Consider the following 25,090-nt stretch of genomic DNA (forward strand, 5'->3'; position numbering starts at 1 on the left):
AAGGTATCCGTCGAATGCTGATCTAATTCCTGGGACTCAGGGCTGACCGCTGAATGCTGTTGGCTGAGTGCTTCTCTAGTGCTTCCGTCCGTTGCCGTTTCCGTTCCCGTTGGAGAGAACGTCGATCTGAGTGAAAACCTTGTCGCACTTCTCCTTGCGCACGTGGGCAATTTCCTCACCCAGCAGGCGGCGGGCCGTTTCATACATCCGCTTTTCGCAGAAAGACAGCGGCTTCTGCTCTTTGAGTTGGCTGAGATCCCGGATGATCTGAGCCAATTCAAAGGGACTGCCGGACCGGATTTTCTGGAGGAACTCTTTGTTCCGGTCTTTCCATGATTGGGCCTTCACCGGGCCATTGGCCTTCGAAATGATGCTCATCAATTCGGAAGTCGTGTTCTTGGAAATCACCGGTCGGATACCCAGCATCGCCAAATTATCCTTCGGCACCATCACGGTCATGCTGGAACTGGCCACGCGCAGGACGAGGACTTCCTTGTTCGATCCGTCGAATTCCTTTTGCTCTACGCTTTCAACTTTCGAGATGCCGTGGCCGGGAAAGTAGACTGTCTCGCCTTGCCTCATCGGAAGCCCCCTTCATGACTCACGCTGATCTCATTCACATTGTTTCCAAGCTTTATAGCAACTATTACGCAATGCGTCAAGGTGAGACACCCCATTTTTCGATGGGAGAATCCTACCCCCTTGACATTTTCCCGTCGATTTTGACGCAAACGCGCATTTGCGACGCCGCACCGCCCCTGAGCTAATTGAGTTTCGCAATCCGCCCGCGCCGAATGGTCAGGAGGTTGAGCGATTTCTGGACCTCGCCATTGGGGAGAACGGTCATCGGACCGGTCACGCCGGGGAAATCCTTGACGTCGAGAAGCGCGTCTTTCACCTTGTTGCGCGAAAGCTGCGGGATTCCGCCCACGGTGTTGAGAACCAAGGCCGCCGTGTCGTAGGCCAACGATTCGATGTCCCCCAAAGGCTGTCCATATTTCTGCTCAAAGAGGGTCGCGACGTTCCGGGCTTTTTCATACTCGGTCTCGGCGAAAAAGACGTCCACAAAGACGGCTCCGTCCACATGTTCGCCGGCAATCTTGACCAGTTGGGGATAGTTCCATCCGCTCGGGCCCAGCAGTTGGGCGGTCTTGATCTCATAGAACGCCAGTTGGGGTGCCAATAGCCCTACACTGTCGTAGTAATCCGGGACAAACAGCCCCGTCCTCTCCGGGGGGGGGGCGTCTTCCGGCAGGTCGGGGAATGCCTCGGCTTTGATCTTCTCGATCGGCGCCTTGAAATCGGTGGACTTGGGCTCGTAGGCCGCTTCCGAAACGAGAACCCCGCCTTGGGCCGCCAGTTCCGCCTTGAAGAGCGATTCCATATCCGTTCCGTAAGGCTCCAGCGGGAAGAGGATCGCAAACCGCTTCAGACCCAGGTTCTGCATGGCGTAGGTCACGAGGGCTCGGACTTGTGCGGAAGCGGTGAGCGCGTGCCGGAATGCGTATTCACCCAGATCCGGCAATCCCTCGCGCGGGGCCATCAACATGATCGGAAGTTTTGCAGAGTCCGCCAAAGGCCCCACGGCGGCCGCCGTCTTAGAAAGAAGAGGGCCGATGACCGACAGCACCTTTTCGTTCGCCGAGAAGGCTTTGAAGAGCGCCGCCGCCGCCTCGGGGTCACCCTTTGTGTCCTGACAATCCACGTCCACATCCTTGATCTCGCTGGAAAGCGTGTCGAGCGCCAACTCGATGCCCCGCCGGGCGCGTTGACCGTAGATCGACGGTTTTCCGGTGAGGGGAAGGAGGCAGCCGATTTTCCATTTCCCCTTTCCCAACACGGTCTTGATCTCTCCGAGCAGTTTCCGGGCTTCCTGTCCGTAGTCATCCTGGCGATCGGCGAGGGTCTCCAACAGGCTCCGCGCTTCCACGAATTCCGACTCCGCCCTCAGCGCGCGCGCGAGGGCCAGCGCCGCCATGGCGTCGAAGGGATAGACCGGCTTCAGTTCCACGATACCCCTCAATTCCTTTGGGTTGAGTTTCTGGGTGATCATCAAATCGACGCGCGAACGGATTTCGCCGGCCTCGTCGTAATTCTGCGAGCCCTGAAGGTACTTGAGGTACCACTGGGTGCTTTCGAAGAATCGCCCCTGATCGAAATGACTTTCCGCGATGAGCGTCATCACGTGCTGCGCGAATCCCGCGTCGCCGGCAGGGTCGTAGGCTCTCGTGAACGCCTCGGCGGCCTCTTTGAAGTGGCTGAGCCCGCGTTCGATCTGACCCAAATAGTAATGCGAGTAGCGCTGGATCTTGGAACTTTCGAAGGTTGTTCCGATCTCGAATTGCTTTCGGGCACGATCCAGATCTTTGAGTTTGTAGTAGCACTGACCCAGGCGATAGTGGGCGTTTGGGGCGCGCACGGAGGCCGGATACGTCTTCAAGAATTCTTCGAAACGCTGGGCGGCGGCGGTGAAATCGCCCTCCTTGTAGGATGCCTCCCCGTCGTCGTAGAGGCGTATGCCCGCTTGAGGAACCGTTTCCTGTCCCCACGCCGTCGTAGTGAGCAGACCAAGGAAAAGGATCCCGAACCAATGCGCCGCGAAGGGCATCCGTCGGCGATTCGAGAAGTCAGAATGGGCTCTTGCGAACCCGATCACGACTTCCAGAACTTCCTCGCTTTTTCGAGGAAGCTTCGCCTCCGGGGGGCTTCCGAATCCTGGCTGACCCGTGCAAACTCCTCCAGGAGCCGCTTCTGCTCGCGCGAGAGACGATCGGGAACTTCGACAAAGATTCTGATCAAGAGGTCGCCGCGCCGCCCCGAACGAAGGTCCGGAATGCCACACCCCTTCACGCGCAGGGTATCGCCGGTCTGAGTTCCCGACGGGATCTCCATGGACTGCGGACCGTCCAAAGTGGGCACCTGCACTTTTCCTCCCAGTGCGGCGAGGGGGAAATCGATCGGCATATCGCACACCAGGTCGTTCTCGACGCGCTGGAAGAGGGGATGATTCTCCACGATGATCCGCACGTAAAGGTCCCCCGGCTGGGCGCCCTGGCGCCCCATGACTCCCTCGCCCCGATATCGAATCCGGGTGCCCGTATCCACCCCCGGCTGGATCTTGATTGAAACCTTCTTCTTCCGCGGAACCCGGCCCTCCCCGCGGCACGCCGTGCAGGGTTCCCGCACCACCTCTCCTTGCCCATGGCAGGAGGGACAGGTGCGTGCAATGGTGAAAAAGCCCTGTTGGATCTGCACGCGTCCCCGCCCACGGCAGGTCGAGCAGGTTTCCGGCCGCGTGCCGGGCCGGATTCCGTTCCCGCCGCATGCGTCGCATGGACCGTAGATGGAGAGTTCCGTCTCCCGCTCCCCGCCACGCACGGCCTCTTCGAGAGTGACGATCAGTTCGAGCTCGAGATCCGCGCCTTTCTCCTCGCGGCGCGAGCCTCCCCGCCGCGCCCGCCGGCCGCCGAAAATGTCTCCGAAGAAATCTTCAAAGATGTCCTCGAACAGGCCTCCGCCGAAATCGACACCGGCGGCTCCTCCCGCCGCCCCTCGAAGGCCGGCCCGGCCGTACTGATCGTACACGGCCCGCCTCTCAGGATCACGGAGCACTTCGTAGGCCTCGTTGACTTCCTTGAAGCGCTCCTCGGCCTGTTTGTTGCCCTGGTTCTTGTCGGGATGATGCTCCATCGCCATTCGGCGGAAGGCTTTCTTGAGATCGTCCGCCGAGGCGTTCCGCGGGACGCCGAGAATTTCGTAAAAATCCCGTTCAGCCATGGTTGGTCCGAGGGAATGTCCGCCGGGAAGTCACCCGGATCACACTATCCGGGGCTTGTCTCGTAAAGCTTGCTGGCGAAAGTATTCACAAGGGACGTGAGCATTCGGGAGAGCTCCCTCACCTGCGCCAGGTCATCTTTCTCCATCGCCGTCTCCAGCAGGTCGACCGTTTTTTCCAGGTCTCCACGGGTCGTCTCATCCAATTTGTCCGTGTAGTCCGCCAGAATCTTGTTCGCCCCGTAGAGAATGCTTTCCGCAAGGTTCCGAGCCTCGGCGGCCTCGCGCTTCTCCCGGTCGGTTTGCGCGTGATCCTCCGCTTCCTTCTGGAGCCGCTCGACTTCGCCACGCCCCAATCCCCCGAAACTTTTCACCTGGATGGCCTGCTCCTGGCCCGTCCCGAGGTCTCTCGCGGTCACCCGGACCAGTCCGTCCGCGTCAATTTCGAATTGCACCTCAATTTGGGGAACGCCGCGCGGAGAGGGCGGGATGCCGATGAGCTGGAATTTGCCGAGGCTGAGGTTGTCCTCCGCCATTTCGCGCTCGCCCTGGAGAACGTTCACCTCCACCATGGGCTGCTGGTCATAGGCCGTGGTGAAAATCCGCGAGCGTTTGATGGGAATGGTGGTGTTCCGATCGATGATCTTGGTGAAAATCCCTCCCCCCGTTTCGATTCCCAGGGAGAGAGGGGTCACATCAAGCAGCAGTATTTTTTCGAGCGCACCGGAGATGATTCCCGCCTGAATGGCCGCGCCAATGGCCACGGCCTCGTCCGGATTGATGTCCCCCCGGGGCGGTTTCTGGAAGACCTGCTCGGCCAGCCGGCGGACGGCGGGCATGCGCGTCATCCCGCCGACGAGCAGCACCGCATCGATACTCTTGGGTGTCAATTTCGCATCGGACATGGCCCGCTGGCAGAAGGGCGCGAGCCGTTGCACAAGACCGTCGACCAGTTTCTCCATGTCCGCCCGGGCGAATCGAAATTGGATCGAGTGGGAATGGCCGCCGCCCGTGGTCAGGAAGGGGATCGAAACAAGCGTTTCCGATGAGAAGGAGAGCTCGTGCTTGGCATTTTCAGCCGCTTCTTTCAAGCGCTGGAAGACGAAGGGATCCTTCGGCAGTTTCATGTTGAGGGTCCCTTCGCACACGCCGATGAAATGCTTGAGAATTTCCTGGTCGAAATCCTCGCCGCCGAGGAAGGTGTCCCCGCAGGTGGAGAGCACGTGGAAAATGCCCTTTTTCACTTCCAGCATGGAGATATCGAACGTTCCTCCACCGAGATCGAACACGGCCACCGTGCCTGTGTCGGCTTTGTCGATACCGTAGGCCAGCGCCGCGGCGGTGGGTTCATTGATGATGCGAACGACATTCAGTCCGGCGATCTCGCCGGCATCTTTAGTGGCTTGACGCTGGCGATCGTCGAAATAGGCCGGCACGGTCACGACCGCGTCCTTGACTTCACCGCTCGTGTGCCGCTCGGCGGCCTGCCGCAACTTGGCAAGAATTTTGGACGAGATTTCCGGCGGGCTAAACTTGCGGCCGTCCAGTTGGACCCACGCGTCCCGGCTGTCCCCCTCCACAATGTCGTACGGGTAATGCGATCGCGCCTGTTGGACCACGTCGGAGAAGTAGCTTCTCCCCATCAGCCGTTTCACCGCAAAAACGGAGGATTTGGGGTTGACCACCATCTGCCGCTTGGCCGGATGGCCCACGAGGAGTTCGCTGTTCTGACCGAACGCAACGACCGATGGCGTGGTGCGCGTTCCCTCCTGATTGACGACCACCACCGGACGACCTCCCTCGATCACCGCGCAGCACGAATTCGTCGTGCCGAGGTCGATCCCGATGGTCGGCGGCATGGCGTCAGCCGCCTGATTCGGACTTCTTGGCCGAACCAGGGACCGCGATTGTCACGAGCGCCGGACGCACCAGCTTCCGATCCAAGACATAACCGCGCTGGTGCTCCCCGATCACCTGATTGCGCCCGTCTTCCTTTTCCACTTTCGAAATCGCCTCATGAAAATTGGGATCGAACGCCGCGCCCACGGCCTCCACGGGCTCGACGCCGAATTTCTTCATCGCCGCCATCAGGCCCTTGTGTGTCATTTCCACGCCGTTGAAAAGCGGGCTGTCTTCTTTTCGCTCCCTTGCGTGCTGCAGGGCGTATTCGAGGTTATCGATGCTCGGAAGAATTTCCCGGATCAGCGCTTCCTTGGCCTGGCGGATGTAGTCTTCGCGTTCCCGGACGAGGCGCTTTTTCAGATTCTCGAAATCCGCCTGGAGATGGATGAGCTGGTTGTACGTCGCCTTCGCGTCCTTTCGTGCCGCCTTCAGCTCCATGCGGAGTTCCTTGCGGGACAGTTTCCGCTTCGCCGGGATTTCCGCCTTGGCTTCGGCGGCTTGACCCGCAGCCGAAGGGGCGACGGCACCTCCACCGTTGTTGGGCACGACAGAATCCTTCGACCCTTCCGTGCCTTCCGTTTCATCCGACTTTTTCGACGTTTCGCTGTCCATCATGACAAGAATTTGGGATGTTATCGTTTCGCCGGACAAACTTCAATCGCGCGAGCGGTGACCTTGAGGCAACACGGCATCCCGGTAACTGCGGGAACCCCCGAAGATCGACCAGTTTGCCTCTTCCATGCGATCCCTTCAGAATAGCCGAATGATCCTATTGGATCACAACTGAGGAAGTCGTGAAGCTCCCACCAGATACCATTATTGCTCCGCAAAAGCTGACGGGCTACTTGCTTTGTCCGCGAGTGGACGACGACAAATCGCGGTTCCTTGCCTTGGCCGGATACACCATCGAAAACGCCGACCGATTGATGAAGGACCTCCGGGAAAAGATTCTTCCCTTGGACGCCGAGCTGTTCGATAGAACCGAGTATGGCACGAAGTACCGGATTCGCGGCTCACTGGCGGGTCCGAATGGCCGTGTCCTCCGTGTTGTCACGATTTGGATGATGGAAGAAGCGACAAGTCAGACAAAGTTTGTTACGCTGATACCGGACAGCCAATGAAATACGAATTGTTCACGAGAGTCGCCTTGAGAGAAGACCTGCCGGATCACGGTCTCCGGCGCGGCGACGTCGCAACCTTGGTCGAACACCACCCCGGCCGAGCCGGCCAGGAGTCAGGCTACAGCCTCGAAGTGTTCAACGCCGTCGGCGACACCGTGGCGGTTGTTACCGTGCGTGAATCACAGGTCGAGCCGCTGACCGCCAACGAACTCCTGCACGTCCGCCCGCTCGCCGCATAATTCCGTCCGACTCCCCCTGCCCCCGGCCCCGCCGTCAACCTCAAAACTCCGCGCAAGCCTCGTCCAAAGGTGTCAACCCCTGTGCCTGACCCCAGCGCCCCCAGACGCAATTTCATGTACGGTCAAGAGTGGCAGGGCCGGCTATTCGCCACGAAGCAGGTCGAAGCGTATGCGGTTCAACAGGATGAGGGTTGGCTGGTCGTCACGGTCGAGGTAAAGTATTTCTGACCAGAATGAAGATTCAATTTGATTCACGGCAGAACATCGCATACATCGGCCTTCGAGAGAAGCCCGCGCAAGTCCAAACGATCAAGATCAGCGATGAACTGAACGTCGATCTGGCGCCGGATGGCACGATCTACGGGATCGAACTGTTGAACGCAAACGAACAACTGCTCTCGCTGGGCAATGGGCAACTGGTCTTCGAGGACCAGTCGACCGGGAATGCCGTCGGCCTGATGCTCCCTCGCTAGTCACCGTTCAAGCGGCTCAGGTACGGATCCAGTTCGAAGAGGGGGCCGATGCGAACGTCCTCCCCACCGCATATCTCGTACCGCTACGTGAGAACAAAGTGCTTTGCGGTCGAGCGTGAGGCGAGCCGCACTCGCATCATCTGCCGCCGGCCATGGAGGGACGGCATGACGAGGGAAGTGCGTCCGTCCGCTGGCTGCCTGAGATCGTCGGATTCCACCTGCCTCCGGCTCCGCCCTCACCTTCAAGACTCCGCGCAAGCCTCGCCCGAATGTGTCAACCCCCATGCCCGACCCCGGCACCCTTAGCCCCATCGATTCTTGCATTAGATGTCAACACCGATTCCTTGCCTATGCAATCCGTTGGCCACCGCGCTATTCCTTCTTTCTGCCAGATGGGGCACTCTCATGAATGTATTCGGCCCTATGCGCTCCCCACCAGACCTTCCAATGGTTGATGATCTTCGACAACGACTCACCCGACCATTCACGTCCCGACAGCATGGATAGGCGGGGATCTTCGAAGTAGGCCAGCGTGTCACTGTCCTTCGGGAGGGTAAACTCGGCACCCTCAGGGTTGATGAAAGTGTGGGTGGCGCGTTCAAGCGCCTCAACAACGTCATTGCGGTCCCACTCATTCAAATCCTGGCGATCAAGCGCATTCATGAGATGCGGGGTGGCCGCCGTCCCCAAGATAACCGGTAACAACAGTGCCTCGTCTCCCAAGCGAGGTTTCTTTTCCAGCCGCTGGACCAGAAAGTCTCCAACCTTCGCATCACCCCGGAAGTATTTGAGGGAATCCAGCGCTCCAGAAAACGCCCTGGCACCCCCCGGCTCTCCAATCTTTGAAAGGAGAAAGTCCCGCCAATCCAAGTCACTCCCCCTCCCCGGCCCGCTGAATCCGCGAACGATGCAATCAAAATGCACACCATACGGCACCGGCGATTTCAGCAACTCCTCTCGGAGCGACTTGAAGTTCTGCATCCTGCTAGCGAGGAATTCCATCTCCTCGCAACCCCACCTGCTTGGAGGCATGGAACGAACATAGCGCTCCACAAAGTTTGGTCTGAATCGAGACAGTGGGGAAAAGAATTGCGCATAGAATGAATCACCGATCAATTCGTCCGCTGCTCCCCGTGGAAGGAAAGATATCAGGCTCTTGTACGTCGCGTCACACGTCGTTTCCCGCATGGGCGGCTTCTTGTCGGGCTGCGGGACATAGTGCCTCCAGGTCTCAGCCTGGAAGTCGAGCCGGGAAAGTCCCAAGTCCGTTGCCACCCACAGAGCGCCACTGTCCGCCAAGATGTCATGAACAATGAATCCGCACGGGCCGCTTTCGGTGCCTGCGAATGTCTGAACCTGATCCTTCTCCCAGTCGTATCTTACGAGGCCATGCGTTGGCTCGGCCCCGAGGCACTCGCAGCCTCTCTCCGTGCCGAACCAAAGACTTTTTCCATCGTAGGCGAGATGCGAGGCACCAGAGTCCATCAGAACACTTGGTCGGCGGATCTCCAACTTCCCAGTCTTCGGTAGGAATCTGCCGATTCCGCCTACGAGGCCCCCGCCTTCACACACAGTTGATCCCATGACGAACCAAACATCATCTCCCACTTCCACGCAGGATGATGGCGACTGCGCAACCTCATCCACATCTTGGTACTGGTAGTGGGGATTGATTTCCGCAGCCCGCTCCTTCGAGATCGGAAGTTCCGGAAGCGTGACCTCACATCCACGTTCGTACTTGAAGCATTCGCTCCCTGAGCACTTGAGATCGGGCTGTCGTGCCCAATCCTTTCCCTCATGAAGCTGGAGGACCAAGATGGAGGCCCGTTCCACGTAAACTCGCGGGTCTCCTGTGCGCGCGAACTTGCCGCCCAGAAAGACCTCCAATCCGTTTTCACCCTTCTCCAGATGCCAAACTGCCGGATAGTACTTCTCATCAGAGCAAACGAACGCCGCGAAGCTTGTTGAAGCCGGGACAACATACGCCCCAAACACGGCTACGATCAGAAAAACCTTATGCCCGAAGAGGTGATTGAGCTTGCCCATGTGATCCCCAGACCTTGACTACGGCTTGCGGCTCGCGCTCTTGCAACGCAGCTGTCGCAACATGGCCCATTCAGTGTAGTCCCCTTCACAAGAACCAACAAGGGCTGGCCTGTCTACAAGCCATGTCGCCCCAGTGCCTTGGTGATGGTCCGATCCGCAACCCTGTTGAAAGCCAGCGAACGAGGGCTAAGGTGTCGGTTTTGCAGATTGAGTTGTGCTTTCATTCTACCGATGGGAGACGTCTTTACAAAGGTGCGGTCATCTTCTCCCTCGAATCCGCTGGAGTTCATCAGGGTCGATTTCAATATCCTTTAGAATGGAGCGTATCGTTCCTCGTCGAAGGTCCTCCCCGCGATGAACAGGTACGACGGTGGCCCTACCATCTTCGTCAATCTGGGGACACCATACCTATTTTCACGAACTGAGTAAGGTGTCCCCCGATTCCCCCTTCTGTTTTCATGAAATGAGTAAGGTGCCCCCCGATTCCGAAAATAATTTAGAAGAATGGGGCGGAATCGAGCGATGATCGGCTTGTCGGTGGATTTAGCCGGTACTGTTTTGCGACCGATTGAACGGCCTCGAGGTACCAGTCGGGTGCTAAGGGACTAACTAACACCTTCTCTATCAACAAATTTAGTTCGACCTGAACGAGCGTACCCTGGTCTGGCGGAACTGCCTCAAAGTCATACACAACCATACGGGGAGGTCGAGCCGACTTACTTCTCTTATATTTCAATGGCCAGTCGTCGGTTAGAATTGCCCGCAACTCACGTTCATGCTCGAATGATTTTCTTTTGTATAGGAATGGAGCGATGTACATGTCTTCAGGAATGGGCTGAGTCGCATAGTCGACATACGCAACCTTCCCACACAAAATACTTTCATGCAGCAACCTGCGTAATCGCCCGAATGTAGATTGAATGGCTATCGCCTTGCCTGAATCCGAATAGAGGCGCCACATTGCCTCTGACTCACCATCGTTTATATGCCAGCAGCTCACCTTGGTCCACTGGCGAATCGACTCTCGAAAAAGTGATTGAACTTCTCGAATCTCCTTTGGAGTTCTTGACTTGGAATTGCGGTTGCTCTTATTTGCTATCGGCAACGAGCCTTCGTGCGCATCCGCCAACGTCGAAACTCGTGAGAAATATAAGCCCCCCTTGGCCAACATGGATACAAATTTGGCGAAATCCATGTAACGCCAGATCCTGACCTTGGGATTTCCAGGCTCCCGGATATTGGGATGGATCATCTTCTTTCGATCTGGGGGCATCATACCTATTTTCATGAATTGAGTAAGGTGTCCCCCGATTTCCCCGATTTCCCCAATTTCGAAAGGACGGGGGTAAGCTCCCTTTCCATCAGCCGCTCAAAGAATCTCGTGGATGCGAAGGTAGATGTTGCCAGTTTGCGACGCCTCTCTGCGCTTTCTCAGGAGAAGCTGAATGAGATCAATGCGCCCTTCCAGAACCGCCATCAGATCGCTGCCGTCTACAAGCAGCATCATCCGGCGGCCGGACGAGTGAGCCCTTACGCCGTCCTCCGAGAAACCATTGATCGAGAGGAAGAACCCCAGGGTGTTGTCGAGCTTACGGGCCAGCTTCCCGGCAAGAACATCCAGGTCTGCCGCACCGATAGCCTCCTGCTGCCACTTGCCCTCGAATAGGTAATCCGTAGCGTCGAAGGTGAAGGCCCCGTCGATCTGCTCTCCGACGATCTTGAAAGACGCGCGGGGGTCCAGATCAAAGAGTTCAAACAGCTCGCGAATGATCTTCTCCAAGCGGTAGCCGCGCTGCTGCGGCTCTTGGGAGTTCAAGAGGCTGAAGTATTCCTTTGTCAGATCCTCCAGCTTGGACCGGACGGCTGTCGTCCGGAGCATCTCCTCATGCGCTTTCCGCCGTCGCTCCTCCATCCGCTTCTGCTCGTCAAACAGAGCTTCGTGGGCTTCTGTCAGTTTCCGAAGCGCCCGTACGGACGCACGAGCTGCGGCAGCCTTCTCCTTTCCGCCCTCAAGACGCTCCAGATGCGAGAAGTCGTCGACTCTCGCGACCTCTGCCATCAACCTGAGGATGTCCGCCTGGTATTCATCCTGCCGGCGCTCAAGAAAGCCAATCAACTCGCTGACGATGTTCCTCTTGTAGTCACCCCAATTTAGACGGCTCAGCAAGGCCGGGTTGGTGACCGTGGTCGTCAGGAAGCTCCTGAGATCGCCCTTGTACCAGTAGAGATTGGTCAGAGCATCTTTGAGAGCGACGATCGCGGCTGACGCGATCTTCTTGGTCGACATGTGCGTCTCTAGTGTTCCTCCAGGTGGCTAACGCTCCGGTTCAGCGGCGGCGGAACGCCGTCCGTGCATTTGGGGCGTGCATTTGGGGTCAACTCCACACACTTGACAGAACGGACGGTCGGGTCAGTCCGACGGGAGCGGAGTGCCTTGTGTACAGAGTGTAGAGCTCCTCCCAATACTTGCCTTGCTTGGTCCCCCAACATCGGATGGAAGATTCCCACGGCGGTCTTGGTGCTGTCAAGCGCGGGGAAAGCACATTTGAAAACCGCAGGAGGGGTCTGATAGAGTGAAACCCTCATGAAAGGTCTCATCCTCAGCGGCGGGAAGGGCACGCGGCTCCGCCCGATGACGTACACGAGCGCGAAGCAACTCCTCCCCGTTGCCAATAAGCCGATCATCTTCTATGGAATTGAAGCTCTCCGCGAAGCGGGAATCGTAGACATCGGAATCATTGTCGGAGAAACCAAGAAGGAAATCGTCGAAGCGGTGGGCGACGGCTCGCGATGGGGCGTGTCGATCACGTACATCGAGCAGGACGCCCCCCTCGGACTGGCCCACGCGGTCAAGACGGCCCGAGACTATCTCAAGAAAGATCGTTTCGTCATGTATCTCGGCGACAACCTCCTCCTCGAAGGCATCAAGAAGTGGGCCGACCTCTACAGCCAGGATAATGCTCATTCTCACATTCTGCTCGTGAAGGTGCCAAACCCGTCCTCCTTTGGAGTGGCCGAGGTGAAGGATGGGCGTGTGGTGAAGCTCGTCGAGAAACCGAAGCAGCCGAAGAGCGATCTCGCTCTGGTCGGGGTTTATTTCTTCGATCACCACGTGTTTGAGGCCGTGGATCAACTGAAACCCTCGGCGCGTGGCGAACTGGAAATTACCGATGCCATCCAGTGGCTCGTCGATCACGATTTCAAGGTCGTCCCCCACCAGATCACGGGGTGGTGGAAGGACACCGGCAAGCTGGAGGATATCCTGGAGGCAAACCGGATGGTGCTCGACAATCTCACGATGCGCGTGGAGGGAAAAGTCAGCGAGTCGTCACGCGTGGAATTCAAAGTTGTGATCGAGCAGGGCGCCGAAATCGTCGGCAGCGTCGTCCGCGGGCCCGCGATTATCGGCCGCGGGGCACGGGTGGAGGGATCCTACGTCGGGCCTTTCACGGCCATCGGGGAGAATGCGGTGATCCAGAACAGCGAAGTGGAGCACAGCATCATCCTGGGAGGCAGCCGGATTCTCGATCTGGAAGGGCGCATTGAAGACAGCCTGGTGGGAAAGGACAGCGTGATCACACGGGCGAAGAAGTTCCCGCGGGTGCACCGGTTCATGATCGGAGACAGTTCCCAGGTCGAAATCGTTTGAGGCGGAGATGAAGCTGCTCGTCACAGGCGGCGCGGGTTTCATCGGGTCGGCGTTCATCCGGCTGGTTCTCCGCGAGAGAGCCGCATGGAGCGTCGTTAACGTCGACACGCTCACCTACGCGGGTAATCTGGAGAATCTTGCCGAGGTCGAAACCAACTCCCGGTACCAATTCGTCAAGGCGGACATCACGGACGGCAAGGCGATCCAGGAGGTCCTATCGAACGGATTGGATGCCATTGTCCATTTTGCCGCCGAAAGTCACGTAGATCGGAGCATTCAGGACTCCCATCCGTTCATCGCCACCAACGTCCTCGGCACACAAATCCTCCTCGATGCGGCCCGCGCGCGCAAGGTTCCCCGTTTTCTCCACATATCCACCGATGAAGTCTACGGCTCACTCGGGGAGACAGGCCACTTCACCGAGGACAGCCCCTTGCAACCCAACAGCCCTTACGCGGCCACAAAAGCCGCCGCCGACCTTCTTGTGAGAGCCGCCTTCGTCACCCACAAGATGGGCGCTCTGATCACGCGCTCGTCCAACAACTACGGCCCCTACCAGTTTCCCGAGAAGCTCATCCCGCTCATGATCACGAATGCGATGGACGATCAGCCGCTTCCCGTCTACGGCAAGGGCGAGAACGTGCGGGATTGGACGTATGTGGACGACAACGCGAGGGGGATCCTCACGGTTCTGGAGAAGGGCAAGGACGGCGAGGTGTACAACATCGGCGCCGGGGAGGAGCGGAGAAATCTCGAAATCTGTGAAATCATCCTAAAGGAACTTGGGAAGTCTCGATCGCTCCTTCGTTTTGTGACGGATCGGCCGGGGCACGACTGGCGGTACGCGCTAAAGAGCGACAAGGTCCGTGCACTCGGCTGGTCGCCCGCTCTCGATCTGCCGCGCGGCCTCCATCAAACCGTGGAATGGTACAAAGCCCAACGCACATGGTGGGAGCGCGTCAAGTCCGGCGAATACAAGAACTACTACGAACAGGCGTACGGTCGCAGGCTCCAGGCCGCTCGCGCTCGCTGACATGGCATGAGCGCCGACAGCGCGCTCCTCGAAAAAATCGGGCGGTTTCCCCACTCCCCTGGCGTTTACCTCATGAAATCGGCCCGCGGGGACGTTCTCTATGTCGGCAAATCCACCGACCTCCGCTCCCGCGTGAGGCAGTACTTCGCGGGACAGGATACCCGGCCGCGCATCCACTCCCTCATGAAACAAGTCTCCGATGTGGACTGCATCGTCACCGCGAGCGAAAAAGAGGCCCTCCTACTCGAAAATTCGCTGATCAAGGAGCACCAGGCTCCTTACAACGTGTCGTTCCGCGACGACAAGGACTATCTCTGGCTCAAGATGGACATGCGGCATGATTTCCCCCGCCTGGTCTTCGTGCGCCGCCCCAAACACGATCAGTCCAAGCTATTCGGTCCCTTCGCCTCCGCGCGGGCGGCGCGGGAAACCGTCCGATTCGTCAGCTCGATGTTCCCCCTCCGCACCTGCTCCGATTTCGAGTTCGCGAACCGGAGCCGACCCTGCCTCGAATACCAGATGATGCGATGTCCCGCCCCGTGCGTCGGCAACATAAGCCGGGAGGATTACGGGAATCGCGCCAGGGAGGCGATGCTATTCCTGAGCGGAAAGAGATCGGAGGTCGTGCGCGAGCTGGAAGCCGAGATGGCCGCCCTCTCCGCCGAGGAACGCTTCGAAGAGGCGGCCGCGGTCCGCGACCGGATCGACGCCATCCGGAAAACACTCGAACCGCAGTCGGTGAATCGGGCGGAATCCCAGGACCAGGACGTGCTAGGCATGGCGAGAGAGGCCGATCGGTTGACCGTCATCCTCATGGCCATCCGGCAGGGGAAACTGACGGACACCAAGACCTACCACCGGCACGATGTTATGGAAGACGATCCCGAAGTTCTGGCCGCGTTTCTCTTGCAGCACTACGAGAAGAACGCCGTCCCAAGTCAGATTCTGCTCCCTTTTTCCGTTGCCGGCATGGAAGAGATGCAGGGGGAACTGAAATCCAAGGCCCTGCACGCGGTATCTCTGGAGGTTCCGGAGAGGGGCATGCGCAAGTCGCTGACCGAACTGGCGAGGAAGAATGCGGAGAATGCGCTTCAAATCGCCCGGCGGGAAGAGGAGCGGAATCATGATCTGCTTGCCGGTCTCCAAAAAGAGCTCTCTCTCCGGAATTTCCCCGCCGTGATGGACTGTCTGGACATCTCCAACATTTCGGGCGAGCACGCCGTGGGATCGGCCGTTGTCTTCAGAGACGGGATTGCGTCGAAAAAAGATTACCGGAAGTTCCGTGTTCGCCTTCGGACGTCGGATGGAACCACGCTCGTGGATGACTACGCCATGATGCGCGAGGTGGTCCGTCGAAGATACGCGCGCCTTCTCCGGGAGTCCAAACCGCTGCCGGATTTGATCGTCATTGATGGCGGACGAGGGCACGTCGAGGCTGCCCGCACTGTTTTGGCGGAGTTGAACGCGGAGACTGATCTGATCGGCTTGGCGAAGGACAAGGAATCAGGAGTCCAGCCCCGTGTGGATAGGGTTTACAAGGCCGGGGCCGTCGCCCCAATCATCCTTTCAAGCAACGCGGCGGCCGCCTTCGTTCTGATGCGGTTGAGGGACGAAGCGCACCGGTTCGCCATCACCTACCATCGGGTCCTGAGATCGAAAAACACCATCGCCGGCGAACTTGAAAAGATTCCGGGAATCGGGCCGAAGACCTTGCGAAAAATCATGCGGGCATTTGGAAGCCCGGACGCAGTGAAAAAGGCCACAGTGGAGGATCTTGTGGGCAGGGGGAAACTGCATGCGGCACTCGCCGATCGATTGTATCGCCACTTTCATCCTGAGACACCCGCCTGATCCTGGGCGCATGCCGTGAATCCGCCGCCTCCACGGCAGGCCACGCCGCTCATTCAATCCCTCTTCCTTCAGCCGCTCATCGTGTGTCTGGCCGGTGTCGCAATCGGCATCCTCCTCTCGTCATCCATCCATTTCTCGCTCCCCATCCTTCTCATTCTGGATGCCATTCTCGTATTGCCCCTGATTTGGACTCACACCAAACCCACGCTCTACCTCTTCCTGCTCCTCGCGACGGCCGCCTTATTCGGAGCAGCAAGGACAAGGGCATCCCTCACCCCTCCAGCCTCAGACGACGTTTCCAAGTCGGATTCCAGCAAGTCGGTCATTCTCGAAGGTCAGATCGACGAGGTTCCGGATCTGACCCGCAATGGAACACGCTTTGTGCTCCGCGCCACCAGGCGGATTCTGGGTCCGGCGGAATGGCAGCCGCTCACCGGGCGAATCCTCATCTACCTGCCGGAGAAGATTCCCGATCTCGCTTTCGGCGACAGGCTCCGAGCACGCGTGAAGGTCTCGCCACCCCGGAACTACCGGACGCCCGGGGCGTTTGACTACGTCCGGCACCTGGAACGTCGGAACATCCATGTTGTGGGCTATGTGCATGACAGCCGTCACCTCGCCGTGCTCGGTGATCGGCCCTCGACCGGTTTTCGCGGTTGGATCCTTCGCGTTCGGAATCGATTGGATGACGCACTCTCCCGCCACTTCCCGCCGCGATCGGCGGGCCTGGCCAAGGCCTTCCTCATCGGCCGGCGCGACGCTCTGTCCGAGCAGGATGAAGATATTTTCCGCCGGGCGGGCGTTGTTCACATTCTATCCGTGTCCGGACTGCACATGGGCGTGGTGGGCCTGTCGGTCTTCGCCGTTCTCTGGCGCCTTCTCGCCGCGATTCCGGGGCTTGCGCTGCGAATGTCCGTCCGAAAAATGGCGGCCGTGTTCGCCATCGGGCCGACGGTCTTGTACCTCTTCCTCTCCGGAGCGGAACCGCCGGCCGTCCGCTCCACTCTCCTGATCGGGCTTTTCTGCATGGCCCAGTTGGTGGAGAGGCCGAAAGAACCGTTCCACGCCCTCGCTGTTTCGGCGCTCATCATGCTGGTTGCCCGCCCCCTTCTTCTGTTCGACATTTCATTCCAGCTCACGTTTCTCTCTGTCCTCGGCATTCTGATGGCCATGCACGGCTTTCCCGTCCTGGAGTTCGATGCTGAAGGTATCACTCGCATCTTGTTCAAACCGATCCGGGGGCTTATTCAGGGCCTGACCGCCACGATCGGGGCCACGCTGCTTACCGCTCCGCTCGTCCTTCAAGCGTTCAACCTTTTCTCTCCGGTCGCCATTCTCTCGAACCTGGTGATCGCGCCCCTGTCGAGCGTGGCCGTCGTTCTTCTCCTCCTGCTGACGCCTGCGGCCCTGTCGGGATCGTCCATCCTTCCGGTCCTAATCACCCCGGTTCAGGCCCTCCTGAATGGAATCACGGATTGCGCGAAGCTCCTCTCCAATCTCCCCGCCGCCTCCCTCTGGCTGCCGGAACCCACCCTCACAGAAACCTGCCTCCTTGTCACCCTGGGCACAAGCCTCCTGTTGATCCGGAGGCGCGTGGGACGCGCAGGGCTCGCGCTCTCAGTTCTTGGCCTGGGCGCGGTTATGGGCGGAGGCTTCCTCCACGAACACCGTGCGGGGACCTTCAAGGCCGTCTTCCTCGATGTCGGGCAGGGAGACTCCGCCTGGGTCCGGCTTCCCTCGGGTAAGACCATGCTGATCGATGCCGGTGGAGGGGCCTTTCAGACCTTCGACGTGGGAAAAAACGTCGTGGCCCGATACCTCTGGTTGCGAAAACAACTCCGCGTGGATGTTCTGGCCATTTCGCATCCTCATCCGGACCACGCGGATGGGGCAAAGTTCATCCTCGAACACTTTCGGGTCGGGGAGCTGTGGACATCGCCCGAATTCCCCGGCCCGGACGGCTACGGTGCCGAACTTCTGGACATCGCAAAGCACAAGGGAATCCCCCACCGCGTGCTCCAGGCAGGGGACGTCGCATGGCAGGGACCGAGCGAGATCATCCGCGCTCTTGCACCGCCGACGGCGCTTTACGATGACGTCAACGACAACTCACTGGTACTCCGAATTGATGCGGATGGCGCGAACGCACTTTTCCCCGGCGATATCGGAACCCGATCCGAAACCCGGATGTGGCTCGCCGGTGAGGATCTACACGCCGCTTTGCTTAAAGTCCCTCACCACGGCTCGCGCACCTCCAGTTCGGAAGCGTTTCTGCAAGCGGTCCTCCCGAAGCATGCGGTCGTTTCGGTGGGAGCGGACAATCGATACGGACTTCCCGATGAAGAAATCTTGGAGCGAATTGCTAAGGTTGGTGCTGAAGTTGTGCGATTGGATCAGACCGGCGCCGTCGCCTTCGAATGGAAGAATGGAAAATGGCAAAGGGCGACTCCATAGTCACCCTTTGAAACTCTATCCCTGTATTCAGCCAGAACGCCCTCCGTCCTGCCGAAGGCCACCGTCGCCTTATCTGATCGTCAGAACTCGGCCAAAGTTTAGCGTTTTACACTCGGGGCCTTCTCCGCAACAATGCGCGCATGCGAATACTGGTCACAGGCATCGATGGGTACATCGGCTGGCCGCTGGCGCTGCGCCTTTCCCGAAGGCTTCCGAAAGCGAAAATCGTGGGCGTGGACAATCTGGCACGCCGAAAATGGGTGCGGGAATCGAAATCCACCTCTGCAATCCCGATCCAAGGAATGGAAACCCGGCTCAAAGCCGCCCGCGCGAACGGGTTTGAACGCATCTCCTTTCAGAAATTGGACCTCACCCGGCTGGACGAAGTCCACGATCTGATCCGGCGGACCAAGCCCGACCTTATCCTTCATCTTGCGGCACAACCGTCGGCGCCCTACTCCGAGTCGAGTCCCGCACGGGCCCATTACACCCAGGCCAACAACGTGCTCGGCACGCTGAACCTGCTTTGGAGTTTGCGGAAAACGGGTTTGGAGAAAGATTGCACGTTCGTCGAAACGACCACGATGGGCATTTATGGCGCTCCGGAGATTCCGATTCCCGAGGGATTCCTCGACGTGAGCCGGGATGGAAAACAGGATCGGCTTCCCTATCCCGGCCTGGCGAGTTCCTGGTACCACATGACCAAGGCCCACGACTTCAACAACCTCTACCTCGCACACCGCCAGTGGAAACTGAAGGCGATCGATCTTCGCACGGCCATCGTCTACGGGACCGGAACCGTGGAAACGAGCGTCCATCCACACCTCGCTACCCGTTTCGATTTCGATTTCTACTTTGGGATCGTCATCAATCGATTTTGCGCGATGGCCATGATCGGCCACCCCATCAGCATCTATGGTACGGGCGAGAGGGGCAAACCGTTCATTGCGCTGGAGGACTGCGTCGAGTCGCTCGTGCGCATCGCCGAGAAGCCGCCCGCGGGCGGTTTCCACGTTCTCAATCAGTTCACGGAGATCGTGACCATTACGGAACTCGCCCGCCTCGTGGAGGCGGCAGCGCAAGAGCTGAACTTGAAGTGCGAAATGAATTGGATCGAAAATCCGCGTTCAGAGAAGGACGTTCACAAGATGGCCGTGGACTCTCCGGCCTTTCAGCGTCTGCTCGGCGAGCCCAAAGTCCGGGTCAGCGCCGGCATCCGCGAGATCATGAAACGTCTCCTCCCCGCCCGCCCCGTCATCGAAAACCACCGCTCCGCCATCCTGCCGAAAAAATAGCAGGGCTGGCGTTCAGCGCGCTAATTCAGGAGGCGGACGAACGGAGGGCCTTGGCGCCCGGAAAGATGGCGCGTTGGCCAAGGAGTTCCTCGATGCGGAGATGAGGCACCCCGCGTGAACCCAACCTTTGCCTGTTCGGTACTGTAACAATACAATGGCGCCATGATTTACCTTGACCACAACGCCACAACGCCCGTGTTGCCGGAGGTACTTGAGACGATGATGCCCTACTTCACCAAGGAATGGGGCAACCCCTCCAGCAGCTACAAATTCGGATCCAAATTGAAAACCGTGATCGAGCAGGCGCGGGAGCAGGTAGCTCAACTGATAGGCGCGCACCCAATGGAAATCATCTTCACCTCGTGCGCCACGGAGAGCAACAACGCGGCGATCCATGCAGTGCTCAAAGCCAATCCGGGCAAGCGGCACATCATCACGTCATCTGTGGAACATTCGTCGGTGCTCAACTACTGCAAGGCACTGGAGAAGGATGGTTATCGCGTCACGTATCTGCCGGTGGATCGCGAAGGGCTGATGAAGCCGGCGGATTTGGAGACTGCGATCACCGGCGAAACGGCCATCGTCTCATTGATGTGGGCGAACAACGAGACGGGGGTGCTGTATCCGGTGAAAGAAATCGCGGAGATTTGCCGGTCCCGCGGGGTATTCTTCCACTGTGATGCGGTGCAGGCAGCGGGCAAAGTGGAAATCGACGCACGAAAAGCGCCCTTAGACTTCCTTTCACTGACAGGCCACAAATTTCATGCGCCGAAGGGCATCGGGGCGTTGTACATCCGCCGAAAGGCGCCGTTTTCACCTCTCATCGTTGGTGGGCATCAGGAGCGACGTCTGCGCGGGGGAACCGAGAGCGTCCCGTTGATCGTTGGGATGGGCAAGGCGGCGGAGTTGGTGGGCAAGAGTCTGCCCGCCTACGACAAGAGAGTCGGGCCGTTGCGTGATGCGTTGGAGGCCGGGATCCTTGGGTCAATTCCTTACGGGGAATTGAATGGGCATAAGACCTTCCGTTTGGCGAATACCACCAACCTCACATTCAGAGGAATCGAATCGGAGGCTTTGCTTTTGCTGCTCGATCAGGAGGGAATATGTGCCTCATCGGGATCGGCCTGCCTTGCCGGGTCGGACGAACCTTCGCACGTCGTCAAGGCCATGAAGCCCGATTCCTCCGCTTCCCGTCAGATGATCCGATTTTCGCTGGCCCCTTCGAATACGTCCGATGAGGTATCGGCAGCCGTCGGGGCCGTGCTCCACGCTGTCACCGATTTGCGGGGCTGACTTCTCTCTCATGAAACTTCCGGCGGACACGGTGATCGCCCCCGAGAAGGTGACGCGATACCTGCTTGTACAGTATGCCCGTGGCGACAAGTCAAAGTTTCTGGCGGCGGCAGGCTATTCTCTCGAAGACCCTGACAGGCTCCTCCACGATCTCCGCGCGCAGATTCTCCCGTTGGAGGCAACGGCCGTGGAATCGAATCAGTTCGGGGAATATTTTGAAATCCGAGGCACGCTGACCGGCCCCAACGGCGTAACGTTGGCTATCCGAACCATCTGGCTCAAGGAACGTTTGTCCGGCGCCACGAAATTCGTTACACTAATTCCAGACAGGCGGAAAAAATGACGGAATTGACATTGTACAGAGATGCCGTGCTCACGGCCGACCTGCCCAAGCATGGCCTCAGGCGTGGCGATATCGTCAAATTGGTGGACCACCATGTTGCTCCAGATGGGACGGAGGGTTACTCCATCGAGGTGTTCAATGCCGTGGGCGACACCATCGCCGTCACCGCCGTTCCAGCCGCTTCGCTCGAACCCCTAAGCGAGAACGAAATCCTCTGCGTCCGCCCCCTCGCCGCGTAATATCGTCCGATTCCCCCCGCCTCAGGGTCCACCCCCTACCTGAAGCTTCGTCCAAATGTGCCAAACCCCATGCCTTACCCCGGCCGTGCGGTTGCCGCTCGGGCCGCTCTTGAGGAGCGTGGAGGCCTCTGCTAGACTCCGATTGAGATCATGACCATTACCACGCTCGCCCAAACTATCCGCCACCTTCCTACTCCGGACCGGATCAAGCTCTTTGATCGGCTTGGCCCGACGCTGGAAGATTACCTTCTCGCCAAGATAGCCTACGACCGCTTCAGGAAGGCATCTCACAAGCGGATTCCCTGGGCGGACCTCAAGCCCTGACGTTGTACAAGGTCGAATTCCTCGAGGAAGCCGCACAGGACTGGCTTGACCTCGATCATTCCGTCCGCAAGAGACTTTTCGCGGCCATTGAACGATTGAGGTCGCATCCCGATCTGTACGGGAAACCTCTCGCCCAGCCTCTCCACCGTCTGCGACGCATCCGAAGCGGCGACTTCCGAATCGTCTACAGGGTGAACGAAGGAACCAAGACGGTCGAAGTTGGAGTCGTCTGCCACAGATCGCAGGTCTACCAAATCGCCCTCCGTCGCCGGCTCGTCTGAACCTCCCGCATAACGCCGCGGTTCACGCGCGCCAAGGGGGAGTGGCACAATCGGGGTACATTCAAAACCACGCTCTGGCGGAATTGCGAGATCCGCGCTGTCGGGGGGAATCGGGGGACGCCATACTTATTTGTGAATTGAGTACGGTATCCCGGGAATCCAGACCGTATCGAGCCATCGAGAGAATGCTCACAATCACGTTGTCGGGATCAGCCTTGTCCGTGCTGCCCCACGGAGTGTCAGAACACGCCGGACTCAAAGTATCAACCCCCATGCGCCATGCCAGCCGCCGCGAAATGTCCTGTGTCTAGAGTTGACCCCACTGCCCGCTAGAGTTGACCCCACTGCCCGCATCAACCCCCATGCCTGACCCCCGCCAGCCGCCGTTGATTTCACCTTCACCCGCAGATCAGGGAAATAGCACCTCCGAAAAGGATGGGAAGTATCGATACACCTCCGCATATCTCTTGACATCCGATTCAGGCACGCCGGGCACGCGCAGTTTTCCTGAGGATATCTTGGGCAACTGCGAGTTAAGATGACGAATTTCTTTCGGCGTCAGACAGGGCGCCTTTATGTGGCAAGGATCGGAACTGGCGCGAATGAACGGCAACGTATCAAAGTTGCACTCTAGGAATTTCTGCTCCTCTTCCGCACGGAAAAAGATTCCACCGACCGTAACCATCTGGGCTCCATCCTTGTAGCGGAAGTGAAATAGTTGCCGATATTGGACCTTTTCATTCAGCGGAAGCATTGAATTTCGCAAAGATATTTGCTCGGAAATTACGTTATCAATGACCTTGCGAAACACGCTAGCAAGCCCTTGACCACGCAAGTCAGTTCCAGAAGTGCCAGCCGGCAGTTGCCCCCCCAAAAGCTCCTTGGCGATACGCAGGCGATACTCGTCGAGATCGAACGTTTTGCCAGTTTCCTTTTCATACGTTTCGCGATCCTCCTTGGCTGGCTCGGCGTCTGGGTGTGCGTTTACGGTGACTACCAACGAACTGCCGCTGGCCGCACGCAGACAGACGGTTGCGATATCCCCCAATATTCCAGTATCAAGACGATTCTCGTAGTCCAACCATGCGATGGTGCGACGCCGCCAGTCTATTGTAGGCAGAACCTCACCAGAGTTTGCAAACTTCAATTGTATGCACCGGTAAGGGCGGTTGAATCGGAAGCAGGCTCTCGACGACGTTTCTTTTTCAATACTCAGCATGTTGGTTATGCCGAGTTCGCGATGGAGGAGTTGGAAATCGCTGAAGTAGATGGAGCCAAATCCCACGTAGCGGTATTCCTGAATCCGCTGGAAGGGATGCAGACGTTCGAACGCCGCACACAGCATCCTCCGTTCAATCGCCTTTCCCGGACGCAGTGCATAGTTGATGATTCGGAAGCTGTCCGACACTATTCTTCCCCTTCGGCTTCGTAGCGCATGAAATATTCGAACGTTTTCTCCCCAACGCCAGTGAAGGTTTTCGATTTAAGAATCAGCTTGGCTCTCTCAACCTCACTCGCAGGCTTCCAGTATTGAATTCTACACATTCTCGGCCCGGCAGCGGCGGGAGCCATTGACGGAGCTACGAAATTACCCCCACGCTTAATCATGTTGACCTGTTTCGAGTCGGCGGTCTCGATTGCATTTTCGAGGGGATGTTGGCCCTCACCGGCAGTCTTTTCCTTGACAAGATTAGTTAGAAAAGTCAGTACCGGCCTGGTCATCTCGATCATCTCGCGCTGGACAGCCTTGTAGACGGGGGAGTCGGCGTCCACTCCGGTTTTCGTCGTTGTCCAAGGCAGCAAAGAACCATCATCAGAGTCGAGATAAGCGTAGCCACGAAAATAGGCAAAATCAGGATGGTATGCCCGCATGTTGTGACGATTCCCCCAGACTGTTGCGTCTGATTGGTCGGCGCGCAATATTAGGCGTCCGTTGCAGAAGACATACCAGCCGCCATCGTGGAAGCTACGCTCCGCAACGCCAGCATATAGCCTTACTCGCACCGGCGGGCCCGGCTTACCTACGAGTATTTTGCTCGGATAAGACTTCTCCACATAGCCGGGCTGCAACATCTTCGAAACAAAAAGCTCCTGCGGATCATGCTTGATCGGCAGACCGTTCAAGGTGATGGCAAGCTCGCGATCCAAAGTTAAGGGGTGAGCTTGGCTCATCTCCTCTGCAAGCCTGCTCTTAAAGTTATCCAATGCGAAAGTATCCGCAACATTCGCCAGGAGCCGGTCGACCTCGATGCGCGTGCCGGTGTCCTTCTCCGGAACGTGCAAACCAGTCTCTAGTTCACTGAAAGTGAAGTGCCACTCCTCGGGAGATTGGGCATCAGCCATCCATTGATCCACATCGACATCCACCGTGAATCGCGCCTCCCTTGTTGTCGAGCGCACGACAAAATGGCGTCCAAGCCTAAAGAAGGTCCGCTTCATGCCTACTCCGAACTGTCCCATTGAGCCAGGGGTGCCCTCAGTTTCTTCTGGCCGCCCAAAGCGAAATGCGTAGCCGCGTGCGACATCAACGGGAATTCCGCCACAGTTATCGGCAATGAGAAAATGCCTAGCATCCAGTTTCATTTCCACCCTTAGCCCGCCATAGTTGCCAGCGGGACGAAGTCTCCGTGCTCCGTCCACCGAATTATCTACGAGATCAAGAATGGCTCGCGTTAGCGGGATGTCCCTTGTGAGCATGTGAATGAAGAATTCCTTTGTTGGAGACGCATTGATGAGCTTCTGCCCACCTTGGGAGGATGAAGTAGGTGCCATG

General features: G+C 58.2%; 24 protein-coding genes. 14 read left to right on the forward strand and 10 right to left on the reverse strand.

What is annotated here, in order from left to right:
- Positions 1-75: 75 nt before the first annotated feature.
- The 5 genes from HYT87_01325 to HYT87_01345 all read right to left on the reverse strand — a co-directional run bounded on the left by HYT87_01325 (position 76) and on the right by HYT87_01345 (position 6,291).
- A complete protein-coding gene (locus tag HYT87_01325) occupies positions 76-582 on the reverse strand; it encodes a hypothetical protein (protein ID MBI2058389.1) in 507 nt (168 codons plus the stop codon).
- Positions 583-763: 181 nt separating this feature from the next.
- Entirely contained in the window at positions 764-2,608 is a 1,845-nt protein-coding gene (locus HYT87_01330; protein ID MBI2058390.1) for an ABC transporter substrate-binding protein, read from the reverse strand.
- Between the two features lie 44 nt (positions 2,609-2,652).
- Entirely contained in the window at positions 2,653-3,777 is a 1,125-nt protein-coding gene (gene dnaJ, locus HYT87_01335; GenBank protein MBI2058391.1) for a molecular chaperone DnaJ, read from the reverse strand.
- Between the two features lie 44 nt (positions 3,778-3,821).
- Positions 3,822-5,633 (reverse strand): molecular chaperone DnaK, encoded by a 1,812-nt coding sequence (gene dnaK / locus HYT87_01340; protein MBI2058392.1) that lies wholly within the window; start codon positions 5,631-5,633, stop codon positions 3,822-3,824.
- 4 nt (positions 5,634-5,637) lie between these two features.
- The gene (locus HYT87_01345; GenBank protein MBI2058393.1) at positions 5,638-6,291 is read right to left on the reverse strand and encodes a nucleotide exchange factor GrpE; all 654 of its coding nucleotides are present in this window, start codon (positions 6,289-6,291) and stop codon (positions 5,638-5,640) included.
- 179 nt (positions 6,292-6,470) lie between these two features.
- On the opposite strand from HYT87_01345, the gene HYT87_01350 reads away from it, so the two are divergent.
- The 4 genes from HYT87_01350 to HYT87_01365 all read left to right on the forward strand — a co-directional run bounded on the left by HYT87_01350 (position 6,471) and on the right by HYT87_01365 (position 7,509).
- On the forward strand, positions 6,471-6,797 hold the full coding sequence (locus HYT87_01350) for a hypothetical protein (GenBank protein MBI2058394.1): 327 nt from the start codon (positions 6,471-6,473) through the stop codon (positions 6,795-6,797).
- Complete coding sequence (locus tag HYT87_01355; protein MBI2058395.1) at positions 6,794-7,036, forward strand: DUF4926 domain-containing protein; 243 nt, start codon at positions 6,794-6,796, stop codon at positions 7,034-7,036. Before HYT87_01350 ends, HYT87_01355 begins: the two co-directional genes overlap by 4 nt.
- 81 nt (positions 7,037-7,117) lie before the next feature.
- Positions 7,118-7,264 (forward strand): hypothetical protein, encoded by a 147-nt coding sequence (locus HYT87_01360; protein ID MBI2058396.1) that lies wholly within the window; start codon positions 7,118-7,120, stop codon positions 7,262-7,264.
- A gap of 5 nt (positions 7,265-7,269) precedes the next feature.
- On the forward strand, positions 7,270-7,509 hold the full coding sequence (locus HYT87_01365) for a DUF2283 domain-containing protein (protein MBI2058397.1): 240 nt from the start codon (positions 7,270-7,272) through the stop codon (positions 7,507-7,509).
- Between the two features lie 372 nt (positions 7,510-7,881).
- Here the strand turns inward: HYT87_01365 and HYT87_01370 are convergent, their stop codons facing one another.
- From HYT87_01370 to HYT87_01380, 3 genes are all read right to left on the reverse strand, one after another.
- The gene (locus HYT87_01370) at positions 7,882-9,555 is read right to left on the reverse strand and encodes a hypothetical protein (GenBank protein ID MBI2058398.1); all 1,674 of its coding nucleotides are present in this window, start codon (positions 9,553-9,555) and stop codon (positions 7,882-7,884) included.
- Between the two features lie 258 nt (positions 9,556-9,813).
- Positions 9,814-9,948 (reverse strand): type II toxin-antitoxin system HicA family toxin, encoded by a 135-nt coding sequence (locus HYT87_01375; GenBank protein MBI2058399.1) that lies wholly within the window; start codon positions 9,946-9,948, stop codon positions 9,814-9,816.
- Between the two features lie 976 nt (positions 9,949-10,924).
- Positions 10,925-11,842 (reverse strand): hypothetical protein, encoded by a 918-nt coding sequence (locus HYT87_01380; protein MBI2058400.1) that lies wholly within the window; start codon positions 11,840-11,842, stop codon positions 10,925-10,927.
- Positions 11,843-12,139: 297 nt separating this feature from the next.
- Here HYT87_01380 and HYT87_01385 point away from each other — a divergent pair, with 297 nt between their 5' ends.
- From HYT87_01385 to HYT87_01430, 10 genes are all read left to right on the forward strand, one after another.
- On the forward strand, positions 12,140-13,204 hold the full coding sequence (locus HYT87_01385; GenBank protein MBI2058401.1) for a glucose-1-phosphate thymidylyltransferase: 1,065 nt from the start codon (positions 12,140-12,142) through the stop codon (positions 13,202-13,204).
- A gap of 7 nt (positions 13,205-13,211) precedes the next feature.
- Entirely contained in the window at positions 13,212-14,237 is a 1,026-nt protein-coding gene (rfbB, locus tag HYT87_01390; GenBank protein MBI2058402.1) for a dTDP-glucose 4,6-dehydratase, read from the forward strand.
- 6 nt (positions 14,238-14,243) lie between these two features.
- Positions 14,244-16,088, forward strand: a complete 1,845-nt coding sequence (gene uvrC / locus HYT87_01395) for an excinuclease ABC subunit UvrC (protein ID MBI2058403.1) — start codon at positions 14,244-14,246, stop codon at positions 16,086-16,088.
- Between the two features lie 15 nt (positions 16,089-16,103).
- Positions 16,104-18,542: a DNA internalization-related competence protein ComEC/Rec2 gene (locus tag HYT87_01400; protein MBI2058404.1), complete on the forward strand. Its 2,439-nt coding sequence runs from the start codon at positions 16,104-16,106 to the stop codon at positions 18,540-18,542.
- A 140-nt stretch (positions 18,543-18,682) separates the two neighbouring features.
- Positions 18,683-19,837 carry an NAD-dependent epimerase/dehydratase family protein gene (locus tag HYT87_01405; GenBank protein MBI2058405.1) on the forward strand — a complete coding sequence of 385 codons (1,155 nt, stop codon included), beginning with the start codon at positions 18,683-18,685 and terminating at the stop codon, positions 19,835-19,837.
- A gap of 162 nt (positions 19,838-19,999) precedes the next feature.
- Complete coding sequence (locus HYT87_01410; protein MBI2058406.1) at positions 20,000-21,130, forward strand: aminotransferase class V-fold PLP-dependent enzyme; 1,131 nt, start codon at positions 20,000-20,002, stop codon at positions 21,128-21,130.
- Positions 21,131-21,140: 10 nt separating this feature from the next.
- Positions 21,141-21,473 carry a hypothetical protein gene (locus HYT87_01415; protein ID MBI2058407.1) on the forward strand — a complete coding sequence of 111 codons (333 nt, stop codon included), beginning with the start codon at positions 21,141-21,143 and terminating at the stop codon, positions 21,471-21,473.
- On the forward strand, positions 21,470-21,712 hold the full coding sequence (locus HYT87_01420; GenBank protein ID MBI2058408.1) for a DUF4926 domain-containing protein: 243 nt from the start codon (positions 21,470-21,472) through the stop codon (positions 21,710-21,712). The genes HYT87_01415 and HYT87_01420 overlap by 4 nt, the downstream gene beginning before the upstream one ends.
- Positions 21,713-21,862: 150 nt before the next feature.
- On the forward strand, positions 21,863-22,036 hold the full coding sequence (locus HYT87_01425; protein MBI2058409.1) for a hypothetical protein: 174 nt from the start codon (positions 21,863-21,865) through the stop codon (positions 22,034-22,036).
- Positions 22,037-22,038: 2 nt separating this feature from the next.
- Positions 22,039-22,317 carry a type II toxin-antitoxin system RelE/ParE family toxin gene (locus HYT87_01430; protein ID MBI2058410.1) on the forward strand — a complete coding sequence of 93 codons (279 nt, stop codon included), beginning with the start codon at positions 22,039-22,041 and terminating at the stop codon, positions 22,315-22,317.
- A 409-nt stretch (positions 22,318-22,726) separates the two neighbouring features.
- On the opposite strand, the gene HYT87_01435 is transcribed toward HYT87_01430, so the two are convergent.
- The gene (locus HYT87_01435) at positions 22,727-23,725 is read right to left on the reverse strand and encodes a hypothetical protein (protein MBI2058411.1); all 999 of its coding nucleotides are present in this window, start codon (positions 23,723-23,725) and stop codon (positions 22,727-22,729) included.
- A complete protein-coding gene (locus HYT87_01440) occupies positions 23,725-25,089 on the reverse strand; it encodes an ATP-binding protein (GenBank protein ID MBI2058412.1) in 1,365 nt (454 codons plus the stop codon). Before HYT87_01440 ends, HYT87_01435 begins: the two co-directional genes overlap by 1 nt.
- Between the last annotated feature and the right edge of the window lies 1 nt (position 25,090).

Source organism: Nitrospirota bacterium (assembly GCA_016180645.1).
Lineage (GTDB): Bacteria > JACPQY01 > JACPQY01 > JACPQY01 > JACPQY01 > JACPAV01.

Excerpts from the sequence above, each read along its gene's own strand:
- HYT87_01325 (MBI2058389.1), bottom strand. The coding sequence starts at position 582 with ATGAGGCAAGGCGAGACAGTCTACTTTCCCGGCCACGGCATCTCGAAA.
- HYT87_01330 (MBI2058390.1), bottom strand. The coding sequence starts at position 2,608 with ATGCCCTTCGCGGCGCATTGGTTCGGGATCCTTTTCCTTGGTCTGCTC.
- dnaJ (MBI2058391.1), bottom strand. The coding sequence starts at position 3,777 with ATGGCTGAACGGGATTTTTACGAAATTCTCGGCGTCCCGCGGAACGCC.
- dnaK (MBI2058392.1), bottom strand. The coding sequence starts at position 5,633 with ATGCCGCCGACCATCGGGATCGACCTCGGCACGACGAATTCGTGCTGC.
- HYT87_01345 (MBI2058393.1), bottom strand. The coding sequence starts at position 6,291 with ATGATGGACAGCGAAACGTCGAAAAAGTCGGATGAAACGGAAGGCACG.
- HYT87_01355 (MBI2058395.1), top strand. The coding sequence starts at position 6,794 with ATGAAATACGAATTGTTCACGAGAGTCGCCTTGAGAGAAGACCTGCCG.
- HYT87_01365 (MBI2058397.1), top strand. The coding sequence starts at position 7,270 with ATGAAGATTCAATTTGATTCACGGCAGAACATCGCATACATCGGCCTT.
- HYT87_01370 (MBI2058398.1), bottom strand. The coding sequence starts at position 9,555 with ATGGGCAAGCTCAATCACCTCTTCGGGCATAAGGTTTTTCTGATCGTA.
- HYT87_01380 (MBI2058400.1), bottom strand. The coding sequence starts at position 11,842 with ATGTCGACCAAGAAGATCGCGTCAGCCGCGATCGTCGCTCTCAAAGAT.
- HYT87_01385 (MBI2058401.1), top strand. The coding sequence starts at position 12,140 with ATGAAAGGTCTCATCCTCAGCGGCGGGAAGGGCACGCGGCTCCGCCCG.
- rfbB (MBI2058402.1), top strand. The coding sequence starts at position 13,212 with ATGAAGCTGCTCGTCACAGGCGGCGCGGGTTTCATCGGGTCGGCGTTC.
- uvrC (MBI2058403.1), top strand. The coding sequence starts at position 14,244 with ATGAGCGCCGACAGCGCGCTCCTCGAAAAAATCGGGCGGTTTCCCCAC.
- HYT87_01405 (MBI2058405.1), top strand. The coding sequence starts at position 18,683 with ATGCGAATACTGGTCACAGGCATCGATGGGTACATCGGCTGGCCGCTG.
- HYT87_01410 (MBI2058406.1), top strand. The coding sequence starts at position 20,000 with ATGATTTACCTTGACCACAACGCCACAACGCCCGTGTTGCCGGAGGTA.
- HYT87_01415 (MBI2058407.1), top strand. The coding sequence starts at position 21,141 with ATGAAACTTCCGGCGGACACGGTGATCGCCCCCGAGAAGGTGACGCGA.
- HYT87_01420 (MBI2058408.1), top strand. The coding sequence starts at position 21,470 with ATGACGGAATTGACATTGTACAGAGATGCCGTGCTCACGGCCGACCTG.
- HYT87_01425 (MBI2058409.1), top strand. The coding sequence starts at position 21,863 with ATGACCATTACCACGCTCGCCCAAACTATCCGCCACCTTCCTACTCCG.
- HYT87_01440 (MBI2058412.1), bottom strand. The coding sequence starts at position 25,089 with ATGGCACCTACTTCATCCTCCCAAGGTGGGCAGAAGCTCATCAATGCG.